A 22588-nucleotide genomic window follows, 5' to 3' on the forward strand; every position below is an offset into this window, starting at 1 on the left:
CTGCGTCATCCGGCGATCCAGATCGCTTTCCAGTCCATGTACTTGTCGAACGCGTGCATGGACTTGTCGCGGCCAAAACCGGATTGCCTGAAGCCCCCGAAAGGCGAGGACATCGTGCCCCGGTCGAAGCAGTTGACCCACACCACGCCTGCTTTCAATTGCCGCGACACCTGCTGCGCGCGGGTGACGTTCGAGGTCCACACGGCGGCCGCGAGACCGTAGATGGTGTCGTTGGCAACACGCACCGCTTCTTCCGGCGACTCTACCGTAATGGCGGACAGCACGGGCCCGAAGATCTCTTCACGTGCGATACGCATGTCGTTGCTTACTTGATCGAACACGGTGGGTTCGATGAAATAGCCGCCGGACTCGGGCCGTGCCGCGCGCCCGCCCGCGATTATCCGCGCCCCATCGGCCCGGCCTGCATCGATGTATGACATGACTGTTTCGTGCTGTGTCTGGCTCACGATCGCGCCCATCTTCGTGGCAGGGTCGAGTGGATCGCCCGGCGCGAGTTCACGCGCAATGGCCGCGACTTTCTCCAGCAGCTCGTCGCGCACCGCTGCCTGCACGATGAGCCGCGACCCCGCGTTGCACACCTGGCCGCTGTTGGCGAATATGCCCGCCGCGACGGCACGGGCGGCAGCATCGAGATCGGGACAATCGTCGAGCACGATATGCGGACTCTTGCCACCGCATTCGAGTCCAACGCGCTTGATGTTCGATTGTCCCGAGTACTGCATGAAGAGTTTGCCTACCGCGGTGGAACCGGTGAAGCCCACCGCGTCCACGTCCATATGGAGGCCGAGCGCGCGGCCCGCTGCCTCGCCATAGCCTGGCAGCACGTTGAGGACGCCTGCCGGCAAGCCAGCCTCGGCAGCAAGTGCGGCGATCCGGATTGCGCTTAGGGGCGACTGCTCAGCGGGCTTGAGAATGACGGAGTTGCCTGCCGCCAGCGCGGGACCCAGCTTCCAGCTCGCCATCGAAAGCGGATAGTTCCAGGGTACCACTGCCGCGACCACACCAAGCGGTTCGCGCACGATCATGGTGGTCACGTCGGGTGCGGCGGGCGCGGTCTCGCCGTAAAGCTTGTCGATCGCTTCGCCGTACCACTGAATGCAGGTGGCCGAGCTAACGATGTCGCCGTTATACGCGTTCGCAATGGGCTTGCCGACATCGAGCGATTCGAGCAGCGCCAGTTCTTCGCGATGCTCCAGCATGAGTTGCGCGAAGCGCAACATCACGGCCTTGCGTTCTGCTGGCGCGCGCCGCGACCATGCGCCCGATTCAAACGCTTTGCGCGCGCTCGCAACGGCGAGGTCCACGTCCTCCTTCCCGCATTCGGCGATCCTGGCGATGACGCGGCCCGTTGCAGGGTTGACTGTCTCGAAGGTCTTGCCCGACAGCGCGCTCACATAGCGCCCGTCGATGAACGCCCGCCCCTCTGGCCTGATCTCCTGCGCGCGGGCGCGCCACACCGATGCGTCGGGAATGCTCACAGCAAAGCTCCTTGAATTTTAAGTGGATTGCGTGCTTCCTCATGCGACTGAAACCCAGTGTAGAGTGTCAAAAGTATGAAAACCAATACATTCTGATAAGCTTGTTCCTTCCAGAAAGTTATGCCGTGGCCCGGGTCCATCATGCTCAAGGTGCGTCATCTCGAGATATTCCGTGCGGTCGTGAAGGCGGGCAGCGTGTCGGCAGCTGCGCGTCTTCTTTATGTGTCCCAGCCTGCCGTGACCAAGACATTGCGCATGCTGGAAGAGGAAATTGGCCTCGCGCTCTTTCTGCGTGTCAAGGGGAGGCTCGTCTGCACACCCGAAGCCGAGGCCATCCTGCCCGAGATCGAGCGGCTCTTTGGCAGCGTGCAATCCATCGCGGAGACGGCTCGCGAAATACAGCAGGGACAGCGAGGTTCGATACGTGTGTCCACGGTGTCGATGCTGGCCACCACGATCGTCGCGCGCGCAGTAGGCGAGTTCCGAAAGACGCACCCGTATATTAAATTCGACGTCCGTGCGTTACCCACCCGGCACGTCGTCGAGTACGTCAACAACAATCAGGCGGACTTCGGAATCCTGGATGTGGCCGCACCTTCCGGCACGCTCGAAGTGGAAGAGTTCTGCAGGGCGGAGTTGCGCTGCGTGATGCTCGCACAGCATCCGCTCGCATCGCGTAAGACGATCACACCGCGCCTGCTGGACAACGAAACGCTTGCGACCTTCGGCGAGGACACGCTCACCGGCTGGCGCTTGCGCGAGGCGTTTCGCGCGCAAGGTCGAACGTTCACGAGCGTGTTTGTTTCGAACAGCACGCCGGTGCTATGCGCGCTGGTGAGAGAAGCCAACGCGGTGGCGCTCGTCGACCCCTTTGCGTTGATGAGCCACTCTTTCCCCGACCTCGTTTCCCGGCGGTTCTCACCAGCGGTGCCTGTCGAGCCGCGTTTTCTGTTTGCACCGGGTCGGCCGCGCTCGGTGATTGTTGATCAGTTCGTCTCGCAGTTGAAGAAAACCGCCGGGGAAATGGCGTCGGGGTGAGGTCCGGCACCGGCCGTTCGGAAGGCATCAACCTTGCCTGTCCCAGGAAGGGCCACCGTGCAAGCGCGCCGACGGCAACGGTATCTCGATATGACGTATTTGAGCAGGCGATGGAGCATCGCCAGGTTGCTGGGTCGGTCACGTAAGACGGCGCGATGAGGAAACCGAAATTGCGCTATCACGCACACCGTTTCCCGGGCGGCGTCATCAGTTGCGCCGTGCGCTGGTACTTTCGCTTCCAGTCGTCACATCCTTCTGCCCCGGAAGCTGCGACACATCCCACCCACCGCCCAGCGCCTCGATCAACTGCACGCTGCTCGTCATCTGCTGCACGCGCAGCGTGATCATCGTCTGCTGATCGGAAAGCAACGCCGTCTGTGCAACGAACACGTTCAGATACGTATCCACGCCCGTGCGATACCGCGCCGTCGAAAGATCGTAGTAACGCTGCGCAGCCGCCACCACCGCCTTCTGCTGTTCCAGTTGCGTGGCCAGAATGCGCTGCGCGGCGAGGTAATCCTCTGTCTGCTGGAAAGCCGTCAGCACGGTCTGACGGTACGCCGCCACCGTACCCTCGTACTGCGCCTTGTATTGCGCGACCGTCGCCGTGCGCAAACCGCCGTCGAAAAGCGTCTGCGACACCGAAGGCCCCAGCGAGAAAAACCGGGCCGGCCACGTGAACCAGTTCTGCAGCAACGAACTCTCGAAGCCGCCCGACAGCGAAATGCTCACCGTCGGATAAAACGCCGCCGTCTCGACGCCGATCAACGCGTTCGCCTGCGACATCGACCGTTCCGCCGCCGCGATGTCGGGCCTGCGCTGGAGGAGCGTCGACGGAATCCCGGCGGGAATCACCGGCACGGTCGTCGTGAGCGGCCTCGCTGGCAACGAGAACGTCGAAGCCGGCTCGCCGGTCAGCAACGCAATCGCGTGCTCATACTGCGCGCGCGCGAGTCGCAAGTTCGTCGCCGACGCCTCCGCTGTCTTCAGATTCAGTTGCGCCTGCGCCACCGACTGCGCGCTGTCGATGCCGGTACGTCCCAGCACTTCGGTCAACGCAAGACTCTTGCGATAAGCCTCGATCGTCTGTTCGTTCAGCGCGATGAGTTCGTCCTGGCCGCGCAGCTCGAAATAGTATTGAGCGAGGTTGGCCTGTTCGCTCAACCGCTTGTTGGCCAGATCGGCGGCGCTAACCTGCGCCGCGTTCGCGTATTCCCGCACGGTGTTGCCGATGCGCCCCCACAGGTCCGGTTCCCACGATATCGCGAGCGGAAAGTTGAAGTCGTTGCTCGTGAAGCGCACGCCCCTGTTGGGTATCCCGGGCGCCGAAAACGACGACCCGGAGCGCGTGTAGGCGGGTTGAAGCGTGGCGGTCGGCGCGTAGCTCGCGCGTGCCTGACTCACCTGCGCGCGGGCCGCCATGAAGTTCTGGTACGCCTGCGCGATGTTCTGGTTCGAGCGATTCAGGCGGTCTTCCAGTTCGTCCAGTTCCGGCTCCTGATAGATCTTCCACCACGCGCCGCGCTGCGCCGCGTCCTGCGGACTGGCCGGCGTCCACGTCGTGCCATCGGGCGAGACGGCCGGTCCCGCTTCCTTGAACGACGCAGGCGTCGCGACCGAAGGACGGACATAGTCCGGTCCGACCGTACATCCCTCTACCATCGCCAACGCCGCAAACAGGACCGCACACGCCAGGATGCGCAGTGAAGGAGGGGTGAATCGAGCGAACTTCTGCATGATTTTTCCGGCAGATCAGATCAGGTTTGCGCGGGCGAATTGCGGCCCGCGCGGTCTTGGCGGCGTCGGTTGAAACGCTGGCGCATGCGGTCGAAATACAGATAGATCACGGGCGTCGTATAGAGCGTGAGAATCTGGCTGAAGATCAACCCGCCGACAATCGCAATACCCAGCGGCCGTCTCAATTCCGAGCCCGTGCCGTGACCGATTGCAAGCGGCAGCGCGCCCAGTGCCGCGGCAACGGTTGTCATCAGGATAGGCCTGAAACGCAGCATGCAGGCTTCGAAGATCGCGTCTTCGGTGCTCTTGCCTTCGACACGTTCTGTCTGCAACGCGAAATCGATCATCAGAATCGCGTTCTTCTTGACGATCCCGATCAGCAGGAAAATGCCGATCAGCGAGATCACGTCCAGCTCGCTATGAAAGAGGATGAGCGCGATCATCGCGCCCACGCTCGCGGACGGCAACGTGGTGAGAATCGTAACCGGATGAATCAGGCTTTCATAAAGCACGCCGAGCACGATATAGATCGCCAGCAGCGCGCCGAGAATCAGGTACGGCTCGCTGGCAAGGGAACTCTGGAACGCCTGCGCGGTGCCCGCGAACTGTGCGGTGATATTCGCGGGCGTGCCGAGGCGTTGCTGCATCTGCGTGATGAGCGTGGTGGCCTCTCCGAGCGACACGTTCGGCGCAAGATTGAACGCGATGGTGACCGAGGGAAAGAACGAGGAATGGTTGACCGAAAGCGGCGAAGTCGACACCCGCGTGGTCGAGAACGCACCGAGCGGCACGGCACCCTTCCCCGATGCGTGGACGTACGTCGATTGCAGCGTCGATGGCGACTGCAGGAGCGTGGGGTTCGCCTGCATCACGACGTAATACTGGTTGAGCGACGTGTAGATGGTCGATACCTGCGACTCGCCGAATTCGTAGTAAAGCGCGCTGTCGATCAGCTTTGGCGTAATGCCGAACCGGGCGGCCGTCATGCGGTCGTAACTGATCAGCGCCTGGAGACCGTTGTTCTGCTGGTCGGTCGTGACATCCTTGATCTGCGGCATTTTCTGCATCGCGTGATACAGCACGGGCGCCCACTGGCTCAGCGCATCGACGGTATCGGCGGATAGCTGGTACTGGTACTGCGCGTTACTTTGCCGGCCACCCACGCCGATATCCTGCGCCGCCTGCAGGAACGTCGACGCCCCCGCGATTGCGTTGAGCTTTGGACGCAGGCGGTCGAGAACCCCGGCCGCGCTCACGTCCCGTTCGCTGCGCGGCTTGAGCGTGATGAACAGAAACGCGGCGTTGCTCGCGCCACCGCCAGGACCGCCCTGCCCGCCAGCGAATCCAGCCGTGTTCTCGACGGCGGGGTCCTGACGGATCACGCTCTGGATGTTCAGCAGCGAGCGGTTCATCGACTGGAACGACGCATCCTGCGCGCCCTGAAAACCGCCGAATATCGTGCCGGTATCCTGCTGCGGAAAGAGCCCTTTTTGCACGATGCCCGCCAGCACGACGTTGAGCACCAGCGTCAGCACGAGGCTGAAGATCACCGTGCGCGGATGCTGGATCGCCCAGCCGAGTGTGGTCCGGTACGCGGCCAGGATATGGTCGAAGCCGCGCTCGCTCCACCGGTACAGCCGGCCATGCTGCGTGTCGCTCGCGGGCTTGAGCAGGTACGCGCACATCGCGGGCGTCACGGTCAGCGAGACCACCATCGATATCGCAACGGAAGTCGCGAGCGTATACGCGAATTCGTGAAAGAGACGCCCCGGCACGCCGCCCATGAACAGGATCGGCACGAAGACCGCGATCAGCGAAAGACTCATCGCGACCACCGTGAACGCGACTTCCTGCGTGCCCTGGAACGCGGCGCGCATGGCCGGCACGCCACGTTCGATGAGCCGCGTGATGTTCTCCATCACAACGATCGCGTCGTCGACCACAAAACCGGTCGAGACGGCCAGTGCCATCAGCGACAGGTTGTCGAGCGTAAAACCCTGCAGATACATCACGGCGAACGTGCCGATCAGCGAAATCGCCACGGCGACACCGGGAATCAGCGTCGCACCCGGGCTGCGCAGAAACACGAACACCACGCCGATGACGAGCACGATCGACAGCACGAGCGTGAGTTCGACGTCGTGTACGGACGCGCGGATCGTGGTGGTCGTGTCGAGCATGAGCTGCAGGTGGTCGCTTGCGGGCATCGACGCGCGGATCGACGGCAACGCCTGCTTGATGCGATCGACCGTATCGATCACGTTCGCGTTCGGCAGCCTGAAAACGAGCAGGATGACCGACGGCTTGCCGTTGACGTACCCCGCCGAACGCAGCGTCTGCACGGAATCGTAGACGTGCGCGACGTCGCGCAGGCGCACGACCTTGCCGTTGCTCGCGCCGACCACCAGCGGCGCGTAGTCCTGTGCCCGGGAAATCTGGTCGTTTGCGGTAATCACCGAAGTGGTCAGGTCGTCGCTAAAACCGCCTTTCGGCCGGTTCGAGTTCTGGACCGACAGGGCGCTGGCGACGTTCTGCACGCCGATGCCATAGCTGTTCAACTGGGCCGGGTTCAGGTCGACGCGCACGGCGGGCAACGAACTGCCCACCACCTGAACCTGCCCGACGCCCTGCAACTGCGCGATTTTCTGCGAAATGACCGAGGACGCGAGGTCGTACAGCCTCCCCCGGTCGGCGGAATCCGAGGTCAGGCTCAGCACCATCATCGGTGCGATGGCGGAGTTGATCTTCCGGTAGGTCGGATTGGAAGGCAGGTTTGCCGGCAGGTCGGTGCGCGCGGCGTTGATGGCGGCCTCGACGTCCCGTGCGGCGCCGTCGACGTCGCGGCTCAGGTCGAACTGCAGCGTCACGGAGGTCAGGCCCAGCGTGCTGGACGACGTCATCTGCGTTACGCCCGCGATGTGGCCGAACTGGCGTTCGAGCGGCGTCGCGATGGAAGACGCCATCACTTCCGGGCTCGCGCCCGGCAACGTGGCGGCGACGGTGATCGTTGCGAAGTCCACCTGCGGAAGCGACGCCACGGGCAGTTGCCTGAACGCGACCGCACCGGCGATCACGATCGCCATCGCCATCAGCGTCGTCGCGACGGGCCGCCTGATGAACAGTGACGAGATGTTGATCACGTTTCTTCAGCCGTCCGCGGACCGCGAGGCCGCGCGCCGCGCGGCCGGAAACGCTTCGCGAGTCCGTCGAAGAAAACGTAGACGACAGGCGTCGTGTACAACGTCAGCACCTGGCTCAGCAGCAGCCCGCCCACCATCGAAATGCCGAGCGGCCGGCGCAGTTCCGCGCCGATGCCCGAGCCGAACGCAAGCGGCAGGCCGGCAAAGAGCGCGCAGAGCGTCGTCATCAGGATCGGCCGCAGGCGCAGCTGCGCCGCTTCGAACACGGCTTCGACCGGGCTCAGGCCGCGCGAGCGCTGCCCCTCGAGGGCGAAATCGACGAGCATGATGCCGTTCTTCTTCACGATGCCGATCAGCAGGATGATGCCGATCACCGCGATGACGCCCAGGTCCTCGTGGAAGAGCCGCAGCGCCAGCAACGCGCCCACGCCCGCGGAAGGCAACGTCGAAAGAATCGTGACCGGGTGAATGAAACTCTCGTACAGGATGCCCAGCACGATATAGACGGCGACCAGCGCGGCGAAAATCAGCAGCGCTTCGTTCGAGCCGATGTCTTCATACGCCGCCGCCGTGCCCTGAAAATCCGGCTGCACGCTTGCCGGCATCTTCAGGTCGCCCTGGGCCCGCTGGATCGCCGCGACAGCCTGCCCGAGCGACGCGCCCGGCGCCACGTTGAACGAGATCGTGACAACCGGAAACTGCCCCTGATGCGTGATCGTCAAAGGCGCGGCGCGTGTCGTGAACCGGCTGATCGCGCTGAGCGGAACCGGCGTCGATTGCGACGTCGTGTTACCCGTGTTGCTGCCTGCCCCACCCGACCCGCCGGCGCTACCCGTGCCGTTCGAACCCGCCTCCGCCCCGGATGACGATGAACCCGATCCGCTCGACGTGCGCGACGCAAGCACGGTGGTGGGTGTCGTCGCGGTGAGGCTCTGGTTCGACGACGCAACGAGGCTCGACACCGTGCCGCTCGAACTCAGCGACGTGCGGCCCGACGTGCTCTGCGCCGCGGGCGTGGTGGTGGCGTTCGTGCTGCCCTGAATGTAGATGCGGTTGAGCTGCGCGGGATTGCGCTGAAACTCCGGCAGCGCCTCGAGGATCACGTGATACTGGTTCGACTGCGTATAAAGCGTGCTGACCTGACGCTGGCCGAACGCGTCGTACAGCGTGGAGTCGATCTGGTCCGGCGTGATGTTCAGACGCGAAGCCGTCGGCCGGTCGATCGTCAGGTTGGTGCTGATGCCGTTGTTCTGCTGGTCGGTCGTTACGTCGACCAGTTCGGGCAGTGTCCGCAGTTTCGCGACGAGCCGGTCGGTCCACTGGTTGAGTTCCTGCGTGTCCGGGTCTTCGAGCGTGTACTGATACTGCGTGCGGCTCACGCGGTCGTCCACGGTCAGGTCCTGCACCGGCTGAAGATAAAGCTGTACGCCGGGCACGTCGCGCACACGGTCGCGCAGCCGGTCGATCACTTCGCTTGCCGTCAGGCCGCGCACGGCGATGGGCTTCAGGTTGATCTGGATCCGGCCGCTATTGAGCGTCGTGTTGATGCCGTCCTGCCCGATGAACGACGACAGGCTCGCCACCGCCGGATCCTTGAGGATTTCGCTCGCGAGCTGCTGCTGCTTTCGCGACATCGCGGCAAACGAGGTCGACTCGGGCGCCTGCGAAATCGCCTGGATGATGCCGGTATCCTGCGGCGGGAAAAAGCCCTTGGGAATCTCGATGTACTGGAAGACCGTCAGCACCAGCGTCGCGAGCACGACAAGCAGCGTGGCGGTCGAATGATCGAGCACCCAGCGCAGACTGCGTCCGTACGCGGCGATGACGCGGTCGAAACGTTGCTGCGTCCAGCGGTAAAAGCGGTTCTGTTCGGCGTCCGGCGTGTGGCGCAAAAGACGCGAGCTCATCATCGGCGTCAGCGTCAGCGAAACGACGCCTGAAATCAGCACCGTGACGCTCAGCGTGACCGCGAACTCGCGGAACAGCCGCCCGACGACGTCGCCCATGAACAGCAGCGGAATCAGCACGGCGATCAGCGAGATCGTCAGCGAGACGATCGTGAAGCCGATCTGGCGCGCGCCTTCCAGCGCGGCTTCCATCGGCTTCATGCCCTCTTCGAGAAAACGCGAGATGTTCTCGATCATCACGATGGCGTCGTCGACGACGAAGCCCGTCGCAATCGTGAACGCCATCATCGTGAGATTGTTGATGCTGTAGCCGAGCGCATGCATGACGGCGAGCGTGCCGATCAGCGAGAGCGGCACGGCAACCGTCGGAATGATCGTCGCGGAGACGCTGCGCAGAAACAGGAACATCACCATCACGACGAGCGCGATCGTGAGCATCAGTTCGAACTGCACGTTCTTCACCGATGCACGGATCGTCGTCGTGCGGTCGGTCAGCACGGTCACCTCCACGGCTGCGGGAAGCGTCGCTTTCAGCTTCGGCAGCAACTGCTGGATTTCGTTGACGACGGCGATCGTGTTGGCGCCGGGCTGCCGCTGGATATTGACGAGAATAGCCGGCGTTTCGTTTTTCCACGCCGCGAGTTTTGTGTTCTCGATGCCGTCCGTGATCTTCGCGACATCGGTGAGCATCACGGGCGCGCCGTTTTTATACGCGACGATGACGTCGCGAAAGCCTTTCGCCGAAAGCAGCTGGTCGTTCGCGTTGATCTGGAACGCCTGCGCGGGACCGTCGAACGTGCCCTTCGCCATGTTGACCGAGGCGTTCGTCAGCGCCGATCTCAGGTCTTCCAGGTTCAGGCCATACGAGGCGAGTGCAACCGGGTTCGCCTGGATGCGCACCGCGGGTTTGTGGCCGCCGCTGATCGTCACGAGGCCGACGCCGCTCAGTTGCGAAATCTTCGGTGCGAGCCGCGTGTCGACGAGGTCCTCGATCGTCGAAAGCGGCAACGCGCGCGACGTCAGCGCGAGCGTGATGACCGGCGCGTCGGCGGGATTCGATTTGCTGTAGACCGGTGGCGCGGGCAGGTCGGTCGGCAGATAGCTGGTGGCCGCGTTGATGGCGGCCTGCACTTCCTGCTCGGCAACGTCGATGTTCAGCGAAAGCGCGAACTGCAGCACGATCACCGAACTGCCGTCCGAGCTGGTCGACGTCATCTGCGTGAGGCCCGCGACCTGCCCGAACTGGCGCTCGAGCGGCGCCGTCACCGCCGACGACATCACGTCCGGACTCGCGCCTGGATAAAACGTCTTGACCTGGATCGTCGGATAGTCGGCTTCCGGCAGCGCGGAAACCGGCAGCCCTGGCAGCGCGGCAAGACCGATGACCAGAATCGCGATCATCAGCAGCGCAGTCGCCACCGGCCGGACGATGAAGAGTCGCGACGGATTCATGACGTCTGGCCGGCCTTCATGCCCGCGCCTTGCGCGCCACCGCTCGCGCCACTTGCGGCGCCGTTGTCCGGCCCGTTCCCCGTCGACGTTTTCGGCCCCGGCGCGGCGGTGTTATGGACCGTGATCCGCGCTCCGTCCTGAAGCTTGTCGAAACTGGAAATCGCGACGACCGTGCCCGCGTCGATTCCGCTCACGGCCGCCACGTCGTTCTCGGTCGCGAGCTCCGTGAGGTTGCGCATTTTCACGGTATCGCCCGCGAGTACGTAGACGAACGCCTGCGTGCCGTTATGCTGGAGCGCCGCCGTCGGGACGAGCACGACGTTCTTCAATGTCTTCACCAGCAGCCGGGCATTGACGAACTGGTTCGGATAGAGCGTGAGCTCCGCGTTGTCGAACTGCCCGCGAAAACGCACGGTTCCGGTGGACGTGTCGACCTGGTTGTCGAGCGTCAGCAGCTTGCCGGTCGCGATTCGTGTCTGCTGCGACCGGTCGAAAATATCGACGGGCAGCGACGCGCGCCGGGTGATTTCATCGTGGACCTGCGCGAGGTTGTCTTCCGCGACGTTGAACACGACCGTGATCGGTTGCAACTGCGTGATGACGGCAATCGAAGTCGCGCTGCCCGAGAACACCACGTTGCCAGGATCGACCAGACGCAGCCCGATACGCCCGGCAATCGGCGACGTGATGTGGCAGTAATCCAGCTGGACCTTCGCGTACTGAACCTGCCCTTCGTCGTTCTTCACGGTTCCGCGATCCTGCTCGACGATGAGCCGCTGGTCTTCATACGTCTGACGCGCGATCGCCTGCTGGTCCGACGCTTCCTGATAGCGCGCGAGATCCATCTCCGCCTGGGCAAGCACGGCGCGATCGTGCTGCAACGTGCCTTCGGCCTGCTGCAACTGCGCCGCGTAGGCACGCGGGTCGATGTCGACGAGCGGGTCGCCGCGCCGGACCATCTGGCCTTCCGTGTAGTGAACGGCCTCGACCGTGCCGTTCACCTGGCTGTAGACGTTGACCGTCGCGACGGGCGTCACGTTGCCGAGCGCCTCGACATAGACGCCCATGTCGCCGGCATGCGCGGTCGCGGTCCGGATCGTGACCGCCTGGGGCGCCTGCGCTTCCCCGTTGCCGCTTTTCGGCTTGCGCACCACGATCAGCACCAGGATGACAGCGAACGCGATGGCCGCGCCGATCAGCACCCAGTGCCGTTTGCGACGGGGCCGCGGTTCGCCGCCAGGGCCAGGACCGTTGCGTGAGGGTTCGGCTTCGTGTTCGCCGTGCGTGGGTTCATTCATGTTTTTTTGCGCCCTTTCTGGCTGAAGGCACGGATGCCACGCCGCGCGCAAAGAGCGCCGCGAAGCCATCCGCCATCCGCTCGATATCGGCGGGTTGAGTCCGATGCAGCTCGCGATGCATGAAGGCGAGTTGAAAGACAAAACCCAGTAGCAGTTCGGTCGCCATGTCGAGATCGAGTGCCGGGTCGATCATGCCCGCATCGACGTAGCGCGCAAGGCGCGCCTTGAGACTGCGCCGGACTTCCTGACGCGTGGAGATGCGCTGGAAATCGGCCTGGAATGCGCGATCCAGCAGGACACGCGAGAAGACGATGCGGATCGTCTCAGCGCGCTCCGCGAAAACGGCCATGCCGTGATCGATCATCTCGCGCGCTTCCCGCGCGAGCGTGGCGCAGAGAGGTCGCTCGAAAAACAGGTCGCGGTTCGGGGCGCCCTGGCGCTTCAACACGGCCAGCAGAAGCCCTTCCTTGCCCTTGAAATAGCGCTGGATGAGGCCTTCGGAGCATCCGGCTGCCAGGGCGATGCCACGCGTCGTGGCCTTTTCGAAGCCCCGCTCCGCGAAGGCAACCGCCGCGGCCGTGATGAGTTCTTCCTCCGTGGCCTGTCGGTCCCGCTGTCGTGCCCTGCCCGCCGCTGGTAGCGATGATTTCACAGCCTGCCCATGTGTATGTGCGTGACCACATACATCATGCTAAGGCGTTGGGCTGGCGTCAAGCCGAAGATAAACATCGAGTACCGGTGAATCGACCGGCGTTGAGAGCGATCGCTATCGTACGTCGCTGATCGCGCGCTCCTGACCTGGTGTCTTCCCGAAGCACTGCTTGTAGCAGCGCCCGAGGTGAGACGGGCTTGCGAAACCACAATGCATCGCAATGTCGAGCAGGGACCAGGTCGATTCCCGGATCAGCTTCTGCGCGGCTTTCAGGCGCAGTTCCAGATAGAACTGCGAGGGGCGGACGCTGAAATGCTTAAGCCACATCCTTTCGAAAGTTCGCGGCGAAATCCCGGCCAGCGAAGCGATGGTTTTCATCGGAATGGGTCGTTCGATGTTCTGTTCCATCAGCGTGATGGCGTTAACGATGCGACGGTCTTCGACACCGTATCGCCACTGGATCGCCATCTTCTGACTTTCCTGCGCGGTGCGCATGCGCGTATGAATAAACTGGTCGGCAACCTCCCCTGCCATCTGGTGACCGTGCTGGCGTGCGATCAGTTCGAGCATCATGTCGATGGCTGCCGTGCCACCGCTGCAGGTCATCCGGTCGCCATCGATGCAGTAGATATCGCGGCTCACGTCGAGCGACGGAAACTCCTCGGCGAGTTCCCTGAGCGCCTCCCAGTGGATCGTACAGCGGCGCCTGTCGAGCAGCCCGGCGCGCGCGAGGATCATGGTGCCGAGGCTGATTCCGCCGAGCGTCAGACCTGTCGCCGCATAACGCCGCAAAAAATCGAATACCTGTGCGTTCCGGTAGTCCGACACGCCGATGCTGGCAACGACAAAAAGATGGCTGAATTCCGGCGATGACGTAATCGCGAATTCGGGCAGCAGTGCGAAGCCGGAACTCGATGACACCGGCTCGCCGTCCACGCTGATCAGATGCCAGCTGTAGAGCGGTTTGCCACTGACCCGGTTGGCCGCGCGCAGGGGCTCGGTCACCGAACTGAGCGCCATCATCGAAAAATGGGGAACCAGAAAGAAGCCCATCCGCTGGGTTACCGGATCGACGCTGCCGGTTTCTGACGGGTCCATGAGCGCGTGTGCATTGATTGCAGGAGAGCCCGTGGCATCCCTGGCTGATTGAATGGGGTCTGTCCTCGCCCCGCTATCGATGGGCCGCGTGTCGATCGACTTCACAGGCTAGACCTTGATTTCACCAAGCACCCGATCGAGCAGCGCCGCGATCGGGGCGTCGTTCGAACCCAGTTCGTCGACGCGGTTCTCCAGTTCCGTAGCCAGCCGGGTGTTGCAGGCGCGTTCGGCAAAGCGCCGGAATTTCTGCCGGATCCCGGCGGCGCCAAGCGGCAGATCCGGATCGCCGAGCGCCTGGGTCGTCCCGGAGTCAAAGCATCGGCCATCGACCAGTTCCACGCTGACCTGCGCCAGGCGTTCGCCTGGAAAACGCGAGGTGAATTCCGCCTGCTCTTCGGTACGTATCAGATGGCTCAGGCGTAGCACTTCGGCATCCTTGAGTTCGTCGCCGTGAATCGCATCGAAATCGACGACGCCATACTTGAGCGCAACTGCCACCGGAAAGAGCAGACTGTACTGCGCCTCCTCGGTCGTGGCGGGATGCGCGTGGGCGAGCCGGGTTGCGTGATGGAAGGTTCGCACCCTTATCGCGCGGATCTGCCCGCTTGAGAAACCGTGCAGCTGCCTGAGTGCCTGCACCGCATCGATCGCCGGGTGCGCCCAGCGACAGACGGGCTGCGGCTTGAAATACTGTTCCATGATGCGCCAGCGCTCGCCAAGATCGCCCCAGTATGCCTGCACTTCGGGCTGCTCGACGGTAATCGCGGGTGCGCCGGTGAATCCCTCCCGCGCCAGAAAGCCCGCGCTCAAACCTGCCATGCACCCCCATCCGGAGCCGTCCTTCACCATCGTCGGATGGTCGATGCAACGCATCATCTGGCTGCGGGGCCCGTGGTATTCGGCAATGCCGAGCGCCTCACGGGTCTGTCGCGGGTCGAGCGGCAGCAGGCGTGCGACGAGCGCGGCCGCAGCCAGCGCATTCCATGCGCCCGACGTGTGATAGTCGCAGGCGCTGGCATGCAGCGCAATGCCAGCGCGTGTCCCGATCTCGTAACCCAGCACGAGCGACGTGAGGAACTCCCGGCCGCTCATGTCGGGCCGCTGTTCGGCCAGCGCAAGCAATGCCGGCAGCACGGTCACGCCGACATGTCCTTTCGTTTGCGCATGGCCATCGTGGCCGTCGCAGCTATCGATGGTCATCGCGCCCGCGAGGCCGGCGCCGATCGGGCTCGCGACTCGCCCGTCGAAGAGAATGCGCGAGCGCAGCTTGCCGGCCGCGAAGAACTCGACCGCGTGGTCGCCGGCGATACGCGATAACGCGGTCTGTCTGCCGGCCAGCGCAACGCCCAGCAGGTCGAGCAGGCACAATCTGCCCTGCGCGGCGACGCCCTCGGGCAAATCATCGAACCTCAGTTGATGAATGAACGCAACGGCGGGGACACCCATCAATCAGTCTCCAGTAAAAATCGGCGGGCGTTTCTGAAAGGTCGCGGCGAGCGCCTCGCGATGGTCCGCTGTCCGGTGCGCAATGCCCTGAAACGCGGCCGACAGCTCGAGCAGGCTGGGCAGATCCATCCGCTGTCCTTCCCGGATGAGCCGCCTGGACATCCGCAACACGCCAGGCGGATTGCTGGCGATCGCCCGCGCGAGCGAAAGCGCGGCATCCATCAATTCGTCATCCGGCACGACCCGGGACACCAGTCCCCATTCGTGGGCACGCTGCGCATCGATCGGCGTGCCCGTGAAGATCATTTCACTGGCCCGCGAAAGCCCGATCGCACGGGGCAGCAGCCAGGCGCCGCCGTCGCCCGGAATGATGCCGACCTTGGCGAAGCTTTCCGCGAACACCGCACTGGCGCCGGCAATACGGATATCGCACATCAAGGTCAGGTCGCAGCCGGCGCCATGCGCCGGGCCGTTCACCGCCGCGATGCACGGCACATCCAGCTCATGAAACGCTTTCGGAATGCGCTGGATGCCGCGGCGATAGTTCTCGCGGATGTGTGCCGAACTGCCCGCAAACGTGCCGACGTCGTCGCGCATGTGCTTGATGTTGCCGCCCGACGAGAACGCCGGACCGGCGCCGGTCAGCACGATCACGCGGACGCCGGTATCGGCCTGCGCACGTTCGAGGGCGGCCACCAGGGCGTCGACGACCTCCAGCCCGGTCAGCGCGTTGCGCGTGGCCGGCCGGTTGAGGGTCAGCGTGACGATCGAATCGTCCTGTTCATACAGTACTGCGTCGCTCATCGTCAGGCTCCTGCCACCAGTTTTTGATAGACCGCTCCGGCCAGCTCGTGCCGTAACACCTTGCCGCTCGGATTGAGCGGTAGCTGGTCAACGAAGAACACTTTTTTCGGGCGCTTGTAGGGTGCGAGATCGTCGCTCGCCTTGCAGAACGCGACAACGTCCGCTTCGGTGAGCGTGGCATCGCTGCGCACCACGAACGCGGTCACCGCCTGCCCCCACTTCGGGTCGGCGATGCCGATGACCGCGGCCTCCTGCACGCCGGGGCAGTGATACAGGACCTCCTCGACTTCGCGCGGATAGATGTTTTCGCCACCCGATACGATCATGTCGTCGGCGCGGCCGTGAAAGTGAAAATATCCGGCTTCATCGACGCTAAAGAGGTCGCCCGTATAGAGCCAGCCGCCCCTGAATTTCTTCTCCGTTTCAACGGGATTGTTCCAGTAGCTGGCCGCGAGTTGCGGGCCTTTCACGATCAGCTGACCCACTTCGCCAGCGGCCACGTTCTCGGTTGGCGGCACCGTTCGCCCGGGATCGTTCGTGACGACACGGCACGTGCTGATCAGCGTCGGCTTGCCGCAGGAGCCGAGATACGCCAGCGCGTCACGTGGATGCAGCAGCAGCGTCAGGCTCGCTTCGGTCATCCCGTAGCCGTTGAAGATGTTCGGGCAGAACGCCTGGATCACGCGCTGCATGGTCGCAGCGGGGATGGCTGCACCGCCTGTCGTGATCATGCGCAGACTGCTGACATCGATTGACGCGAAATCAGGGTGGAACAGCATGTCCTGGATCTGCGTGGGCACCGCGAACAGGGTCGTGATGTGGTGCTCGGCGATTGCCTCGAGCGTGGCCAGCGGCTCATAGCGCGGCAGGATCACGTTCGCGGCGCCCACCATCAGGTGGGGCACGAAATACGCCTGCATGCCGCCCACGTGGTAAAGCGGGGCGATATGCAGCGCCGCGTCGGTGCCCGTCAGGCTGTATTCCATCACGCAGTTGGTCGCGATCGCGACGTCATTGCCGTGCGTGTGGATCGCCCCCTTGGGCCGGCCGGTCGTGCCCGACGTGTAGACGAGTGCCGAGATGTCGTCCGGCTTCAGGCGCGGAAGTGGCGCGTCGAGTTGCCCGACACCCTCGATCAGCGCCTCGAACGAATGATGACCTGCCGGCACGCCGGACGCATCGGGCGGGTTGCCCGCGACACAGACGTAGACGCGCAGGTCGGGCAGCGCCTGCTCGATCTTGCCGATGACGGGCAGCATCGAATCGTCGTAGATCACGACACGCGCACCGGCATCCCGCAGGATGAATGCCGCCTCGTTGGCCGAGAGCCGGAAATTCATCGGCACCGCGATCGCGCCAAGCAACTGGCACGCCATGTAGGCCGTTGGCGTCGCGTCGGAGGTTTTCTGCAGGATCGCCACACGGTCCATCTGGCGGACCCCGAGATTGAACAGCGCCTGCGCGAAGCACCTGACGCGGCGGTTCCACGCCACATAGGTGAGCCGGGTGTCACCGCAAACGAGTGCAAGGCGGTCGGGATATTTTGCGACCGTGTTTTCGAAGAGAGACGTGATCGTGAGCATGGGATGGGGCGAAGCTGTCTAGAGATTGATCCGGATGTCCGGAAGGTCACGCCCTGCGATCAGGTATTTGGCGATCTCGGACGTACCGCCGACGATCGTCAACGCGCGGGCATCGCGATAGAGTTGCTCGGCACGCCCAAACTCCTTGGTGATGCCATCGCCGCCGAGGATCTGCACGGTTTCGTTCGCGCAGAAATTCGCGGTTTCGGTCGCGACCAGTTTTGCCATGGCGGCCTCTTTCATCAGCGCCTTGCCGTCGACCCCTGCGTCGTACATCTTCGTCGCCCGATAGGTGAGCAGCTCCGCTGCGTCGATCCGCCAGCTCATGTGCGCGATCTTGTCCCAGATCAGCTGCTTGCAGCCAAGCGCCTGACCGAACGACTGGCGCCGCTGCGCATGCGCCGTCGCAATGTCGAATGCGCTGCGTGCGACGCCGAGCCCCGAACCGCCGAGGATGGCCCGTTCGAAATTGAACATGCCACGCATGATGCGAAAGCCGCCGCCCCGCTCGCCGAGTAGATGATCCGCGGGCACGCGGCAGTCACTAAATTCGACTTCACCCACGATGCAGCCGCGCCGGCCCATGAAGGTGTAATTGCGCGGAAAGCGGATGCCGGCCGCGGTAGCCGGCACCGCGACGGCCGTCATGCCGGCCTGGTCCGGGTCCGTGCCGGTCGCGATGCCATAGACGATGTAGACGTCGGCAACAGACGCGTTCGAGATATATCGCTTGAAACCGTTGATGACCCACTCATTGGTCTTTGCATCAAAATCGATCCGCGTTTCCATGCCGGCGGAATCGCTGCCGACGCTGGATTCGGTCACGCAGATCGCACCGATCGCTGTCCCGTCGAGAATCGGTGCCAGATAGGTGTCGCGCAGTCGCTCGCTGGCATGGCGATGCAACGGATAGGCGCAGCTCAACGCGGTCCCAATGGTGGTTTCAAACGCGTAGTTGAGGTACGCGGCTTCCTCGGAAAGGATCGTTGCGTGGGTGAGCCCCGGGCTGGTCAGCGTGCCCTGATACAGATCGGGAAACATCAGCCGGAGATAGCCGGCCTCCCCCAGCGCGCGGACAACATGCTTCACGGCCGACCAGTCCTGCCGGTCTTCGATATCGGCCGCCCGCGGCGCGAGTTCGCGCTGCAGGAATTCCCGGACTTCGCGCTGGAATGCCCGGTCGGCGTCATCAAGAAGAAAATCTCGCATCGTCGTGTCTCAATCCGGTTTAAGGGTAAAGTCGCGCTTCGCCGCGCTCTCGCGCAACGCAAACGCGCGTGCGTCCCGCACTGTCGGCAACAGGAACCGCGCCCGACGAACCGATTCATAGTCGAGTTCGCCGATGACGAGCCCTTCTTCGGTCTCCGAGCCGAGCGCGACAGTCTTGCCGAACGGATCGAGAATCCGCGAGCCGCCCCAGAAGGTCATCATCCCTTCGGTGCCGACGCGGTTTGCCATGACGATGCCCACGCCGTACGTCATCGCGTGGAAACGCAGGTTGACGTCCCAGCCGGCAGGATTGTCGAAACCTTCGCCCACCGCCTCGCGAGCCGAACTGATCGGCGCCGCGATCAACGTGACGCCATCGCAGGCGAGCGCATGCACGAGCGCCGGATTCCACAGATCCGCGCAGATCGGCGTCGCCATCCGCCAGCGCTCATTGAGCGGGAAACTCCCGAGTACCGTGCCGGCCGCGTAATAAAGCCCGTCCCTCAGCTTGCCGTAGGTTGCGAGTTGCGCCTTGCGGTGAACATGAACAACCTTGCCGTTCGAGACGGTCGCCTGGCTGTTGTAGAACTGCGCACCGGGTGCTTCCTCGATGAACCCGAACACGGTATGCAGGTTGGTGCTGGCCTCTGCAAGCGTCGCGATCACCGGATCATCGACGGTCATCGCGAGCCTCAGGGCATCCTTGCCCGCGCTGTGCCCGCATAGCGAGAGCTCGGGGAAAACGAGGAGCCGTACGCCGCTCGCCCGCGCCTGCTCCATGTGACCAAGGTGCCTCGCCAGGTTTGCGCCGACATCGCCGTAGGCGCCGTCGATCTGGGCGGCGGCCACCTTGATCAGGTTGTGCCGCGGATCGTTGCCGGCCATCGAATTCATCTCTCTTCTCTCGCGTTGCGTGAATGGACGCCCTGGCCGGGCCTCAGATCAGACCGGACTGTTTCAGGAATTCGTGCGCGACGTCGCTGAAGGACTTCTTCGACACGTCGACGCTCGCATTCAGCCGGGCCATCGTCGGCGCATCGAGCTTCGCCGAGAGCGCGTTCAGGATGGGCCCGAGCGACGGGTTGGCATCGAGCGTGGCCTTGCGGATAACCGGTGTGAGCGCATAGGCCGGGAAGTAGCCCTTGTCGTCCTTGAGCAGCACGAAATGGAAGGCCGGCACGCGGCCGTCGGTGGCGAACACCAGCGCGAGGTCGACCTGGCGGTCTTTCAACGCCTGATAGGTCAGCCCCGAATCCATCCGCTTGACCTCATCCTGGCTGAATTCGAAGCCGTACATCTTCTCGAGCGGATGCAGGCCATCGGGGCGCGCATAGAATTCCGAGTTGCACGCGAACGTGAGCGTCTTGCCACTCTTGAGCGCCTTTGCGAGATCGCTGATCGTCACAATGCCGAGCTTCTTCGCTTCATCCTCGTTCATCGCGAACGCGTAGACATTGTTGGCGCGCGACGGGTTCAGCCAGACGAGGCCCTTCGCCGCATCCAGCTCCTTGACCTTTTTATAGGTGTCTTCGGGACTCAGACGGTCGTTGATCTTGTTGTAGGTGATCAGCGACGTGCCGGTGTACTCCCAGTAGACATCGACCTGACCGTTTTCCTGGGCCTGCCGCAATACCGCGCTGCCCATGCCGTCCTTCTTCGTCACCGTGAAGCCTTTGGCTTCCAGCAGTTGCGTGGTCATCTCCGCCATCAGTTGCTGTTCGGTGAAGTTCTTGCCGCCGACGATGACTGTCGCGGCCGATGAAGGGATGATCCAGCAGGCTGCAATCAGTACGCAGATCAGCGCGAATGCGCGCGCAAGCAATGAATTTTTCATGGTCTCCTCAATGGATTGGTACAACTGGCAGGGGATTCAGCTTCTGGAGGTGACGCCGCGCGAGACGAGCCTGCGCTGCATCTGCCCGACGAATGCATCGGTGAAGATCGCCAGCAGGGCGGTCGGGATGGCGCCGGCGAGCAACATGGTGAAATCGTTAAGGTCGATGCCGGTGAAGATCAGTTCACCGAGACCGCCGCCACCGATCAGGAAGGCGAGCGGCGCCGTCCCGACGGTGATCGCGAGCGCCGTGCGGATACCCGCGAATATGACGTACAGCGCGTTGGGCAATTCGACGCGCAGGAGAATCTGTAGCGGTGTCATGCCCATTCCGGTGGCGGCCTCGATCAGCGAACGCGGCACCGCTCGCAGACCCTCGTAGGTATTCAGGGCGATCGGCAGCAACGTTGCCACCCACAGCCCGAAAATCGCCGGAATCGAGCCGATACCCATCGCGCTCATCGCCAGCGCGAGCAGCGCGAGCTTCGGAATCGCCTGCCCGACGTTCAACGTCTGCATGACGACCGCTGCACCGTGCCGTTGCGATGGCCGGCTCATATAGATGCCGACCGGCACTGCGACGAAGATCGCGAGGACACCGGCGATCGCGACCATCGTCATCATCTGGACCGACTGGTACACGATGTCCTTGCGATACTGGGTGACCCCGGAGAACCAGCTATCGGCGTGGGCGCCCGCCGACATCACGGCGAGCAGCAGACCGGTCGCCGCGTTCGCACACCTTGCCGCGCGGATGCGTCGTTCGGGTTTCATGCCTGCTCTCCGGCCGGTACACGCAACAGTTCGACGATATGCGCCTGGCTGACATAGCCGACAAACCGGCCGTCGTCGTCGACCGCGGGCAGCCGCGACACACCACTCGCGAACATCGCCGAAACCACCGTGCGCAGATCGTCTGCCAGATTGGCCGTTCCCTGAACCGGAGTGGCGTGTGCCACGCTCAGCGCGCCATCGACCGCCTGCAGCCGGGTGGCGGTCAGATAGCCCTGTGGCCTGTCGGCCCCGTCGACGAGCACGATCTGGTCGACACCGTGCTCGGCCATGAGCGCCTGCGCACGGGCACTGCTCTCGCCGACGCGCACCATGCATTCACATTCCGACAGCGCATCTTTCGCACGAACCAGACGCAGGCGCTTGAGCGCACGATCCGACCCAACGAAGCCCGCGATGAACGGCGTCGCGGGGCGCGCGAGGATGTTATCCGGCGAATCGAACTGCTCAAGCCGGCCGGCACGGAAAATCGCGATCCTGTCGGCCATCTTCACCGCCTCATCGATGTCGTGACTGACAAAGACGATGGTCTTCCTGACCTGCTTCTGGATCCTGAGGAACTCGTCCTGGATCAACTCGCGGTTGATCGGATCGATCGCACCGAACGGCTCGTCCATCAGCATGACAGGCGGATCGGTCGCAAGCGCCCGGGCCACGCCGACACGCTGCGCCTGGCCACCCGACAGGTCCTTCGGGTAGCGGGTAAGGTAAATGGCCGGATCGAGCGCGACGATCTCGAGCAGTTCCGCGGCCCGCCGGCGCGCCTTCGCCTTGTCCCAGCCCAGCAGTTGCGGCACCACGCAGATGTTTTCCTCGACGGTCATGTTGGGAAACAGGCCGATCTGCTGGATCACGTAGCCGATGCGGCGGCGCAACGCGACCACGTCGAATTCATCGGTGTCCCTGCCCTCGAGAAAGATCTTGCCGGAAGTGGGCTGGACCAGACGATTGATCATCTTGAGCGTCGTCGTCTTGCCGCATCCTGACGGACCCAGCAGCACGCAGATTTCTCCGGCGCCCACTTCCATGTTGATGCCGTCGACCACCGGACCGCTTGCGCCGTCGTAGCGCTTCGTAACGTTGGATAGCTTGATCATGA

At 63.5% G+C, this 22588-nt stretch carries 16 protein-coding genes and 1 pseudogene; 2 read left to right on the forward strand and 15 right to left on the reverse strand.

What is annotated here, in order from left to right; genetic code table 11:
- Positions 1–5: 5 nt before the first annotated feature.
- The gene (locus tag BLV45_RS13955) at positions 6–1499 is read right to left on the reverse strand and encodes an aldehyde dehydrogenase (protein ID WP_218133543.1); all 1494 of its coding nucleotides are present in this window, start codon (positions 1497–1499) and stop codon (positions 6–8) included.
- A 141-nt stretch (positions 1500–1640) separates the two neighbouring features.
- Between BLV45_RS13955 and BLV45_RS13960 the strand changes: the two genes are divergently transcribed.
- Positions 1641–2537 carry a LysR family transcriptional regulator gene (locus tag BLV45_RS13960; protein ID WP_090533937.1) on the forward strand — a complete coding sequence of 299 codons (897 nt, stop codon included), beginning with the start codon at positions 1641–1643 and terminating at the stop codon, positions 2535–2537.
- 155 nt (positions 2538–2692) lie between these two features.
- Positions 2693–2785 (forward strand): annotated as a pseudogene (locus tag BLV45_RS27880) (IS6 family transposase); the annotation flags it as partial.
- Here the strand turns inward: BLV45_RS27880 and BLV45_RS13965 are convergent.
- From BLV45_RS13965 to BLV45_RS14030, 14 genes are all read right to left on the reverse strand, one after another.
- Positions 2745–4274: an efflux transporter outer membrane subunit gene (locus BLV45_RS13965; RefSeq protein WP_090533939.1), complete on the reverse strand. Its 1530-nt coding sequence runs from the start codon at positions 4272–4274 to the stop codon at positions 2745–2747. The pseudogene BLV45_RS27880 and the gene BLV45_RS13965 overlap by 41 nt on opposite strands.
- Positions 4275–4294: 20 nt before the next feature.
- Complete coding sequence (locus BLV45_RS13970; protein WP_090534661.1) at positions 4295–7411, reverse strand: efflux RND transporter permease subunit; 3117 nt, start codon at positions 7409–7411, stop codon at positions 4295–4297.
- Positions 7411–10773, reverse strand: a complete 3363-nt coding sequence (locus tag BLV45_RS13975; RefSeq protein ID WP_090533941.1) for an efflux RND transporter permease subunit — start codon at positions 10771–10773, stop codon at positions 7411–7413. Before BLV45_RS13975 ends, BLV45_RS13970 begins: the two co-directional genes overlap by 1 nt.
- Positions 10770–12071 carry an efflux RND transporter periplasmic adaptor subunit gene (locus BLV45_RS13980; RefSeq protein WP_090533943.1) on the reverse strand — a complete coding sequence of 434 codons (1302 nt, stop codon included), beginning with the start codon at positions 12069–12071 and terminating at the stop codon, positions 10770–10772. Before BLV45_RS13980 ends, BLV45_RS13975 begins: the two co-directional genes overlap by 4 nt.
- A complete protein-coding gene (locus BLV45_RS13985) occupies positions 12064–12723 on the reverse strand; it encodes a TetR/AcrR family transcriptional regulator (RefSeq protein WP_090533944.1) in 660 nt (219 codons plus the stop codon). The genes BLV45_RS13980 and BLV45_RS13985 overlap by 8 nt, the downstream gene beginning before the upstream one ends.
- Positions 12724–12837: 114 nt before the next feature.
- Positions 12838–13821 carry a GlxA family transcriptional regulator gene (locus BLV45_RS13990; RefSeq protein ID WP_090533946.1) on the reverse strand — a complete coding sequence of 328 codons (984 nt, stop codon included), beginning with the start codon at positions 13819–13821 and terminating at the stop codon, positions 12838–12840.
- 108 nt (positions 13822–13929) lie between these two features.
- Positions 13930–15267, reverse strand: a complete 1338-nt coding sequence (locus BLV45_RS13995; protein ID WP_090533948.1) for an MmgE/PrpD family protein — start codon at positions 15265–15267, stop codon at positions 13930–13932.
- A 3-nt stretch (positions 15268–15270) separates the two neighbouring features.
- A complete protein-coding gene (locus BLV45_RS14000) occupies positions 15271–16071 on the reverse strand; it encodes a crotonase/enoyl-CoA hydratase family protein (protein WP_090533950.1) in 801 nt (266 codons plus the stop codon).
- 2 nt (positions 16072–16073) lie between these two features.
- The gene (locus BLV45_RS14005; RefSeq protein WP_090533952.1) at positions 16074–17654 is read right to left on the reverse strand and encodes a class I adenylate-forming enzyme family protein; all 1581 of its coding nucleotides are present in this window, start codon (positions 17652–17654) and stop codon (positions 16074–16076) included.
- Between the two features lie 18 nt (positions 17655–17672).
- Positions 17673–18863, reverse strand: a complete 1191-nt coding sequence (locus BLV45_RS14010) for an acyl-CoA dehydrogenase family protein (RefSeq protein ID WP_090533955.1) — start codon at positions 18861–18863, stop codon at positions 17673–17675.
- 9 nt (positions 18864–18872) lie between these two features.
- Positions 18873–19757 (reverse strand): nitrilase-related carbon-nitrogen hydrolase, encoded by an 885-nt coding sequence (locus BLV45_RS14015; protein ID WP_090533957.1) that lies wholly within the window; start codon positions 19755–19757, stop codon positions 18873–18875.
- Between the two features lie 43 nt (positions 19758–19800).
- Positions 19801–20697, reverse strand: coding sequence for a glycine betaine ABC transporter substrate-binding protein (locus tag BLV45_RS14020; RefSeq protein WP_090533959.1), 897 nt, complete (start codon positions 20695–20697; stop codon positions 19801–19803).
- Between the two features lie 36 nt (positions 20698–20733).
- Entirely contained in the window at positions 20734–21471 is a 738-nt protein-coding gene (locus BLV45_RS14025; protein ID WP_090533961.1) for an ABC transporter permease, read from the reverse strand.
- Positions 21468–22586 (reverse strand): ABC transporter ATP-binding protein, encoded by a 1119-nt coding sequence (locus BLV45_RS14030; RefSeq protein WP_090533963.1) that lies wholly within the window; start codon positions 22584–22586, stop codon positions 21468–21470. Before BLV45_RS14030 ends, BLV45_RS14025 begins: the two co-directional genes overlap by 4 nt.
- Positions 22587–22588: the final 2 nt, after the last annotated feature.

It is taken from the genome of Paraburkholderia sartisoli, assembly GCF_900107685.1.
Classification (GTDB): domain Bacteria; phylum Pseudomonadota; class Gammaproteobacteria; order Burkholderiales; family Burkholderiaceae; genus Paraburkholderia; species Paraburkholderia sartisoli.

Excerpts from the sequence above, each read along its gene's own strand:
- BLV45_RS14020 (WP_090533959.1), bottom strand. The coding sequence starts at position 20,697 with ATGAAAAATTCATTGCTTGCGCGCGCATTCGCGCTGATCTGCGTACTG.
- BLV45_RS13975 (WP_090533941.1), bottom strand. The coding sequence starts at position 10,773 with ATGAATCCGTCGCGACTCTTCATCGTCCGGCCGGTGGCGACTGCGCTG.
- BLV45_RS13980 (WP_090533943.1), bottom strand. The coding sequence starts at position 12,071 with ATGAATGAACCCACGCACGGCGAACACGAAGCCGAACCCTCACGCAAC.
- BLV45_RS13965 (WP_090533939.1), bottom strand. The coding sequence starts at position 4,274 with ATGCAGAAGTTCGCTCGATTCACCCCTCCTTCACTGCGCATCCTGGCG.
- BLV45_RS13960 (WP_090533937.1), top strand. The coding sequence starts at position 1,641 with ATGCTCAAGGTGCGTCATCTCGAGATATTCCGTGCGGTCGTGAAGGCG.
- BLV45_RS14005 (WP_090533952.1), bottom strand. The coding sequence starts at position 17,654 with ATGCTCACGATCACGTCTCTCTTCGAAAACACGGTCGCAAAATATCCC.
- BLV45_RS14015 (WP_090533957.1), bottom strand. The coding sequence starts at position 19,757 with ATGAATTCGATGGCCGGCAACGATCCGCGGCACAACCTGATCAAGGTG.
- BLV45_RS14010 (WP_090533955.1), bottom strand. The coding sequence starts at position 18,863 with ATGCGAGATTTTCTTCTTGATGACGCCGACCGGGCATTCCAGCGCGAA.
- BLV45_RS14030 (WP_090533963.1), bottom strand. The coding sequence starts at position 22,586 with ATGATCAAGCTATCCAACGTTACGAAGCGCTACGACGGCGCAAGCGGT.
- BLV45_RS14025 (WP_090533961.1), bottom strand. The coding sequence starts at position 21,471 with ATGAAACCCGAACGACGCATCCGCGCGGCAAGGTGTGCGAACGCGGCG.
- BLV45_RS13990 (WP_090533946.1), bottom strand. The coding sequence starts at position 13,821 with ATGGACCCGTCAGAAACCGGCAGCGTCGATCCGGTAACCCAGCGGATG.
- BLV45_RS14000 (WP_090533950.1), bottom strand. The coding sequence starts at position 16,071 with ATGAGCGACGCAGTACTGTATGAACAGGACGATTCGATCGTCACGCTG.
- BLV45_RS13995 (WP_090533948.1), bottom strand. The coding sequence starts at position 15,267 with ATGGGTGTCCCCGCCGTTGCGTTCATTCATCAACTGAGGTTCGATGAT.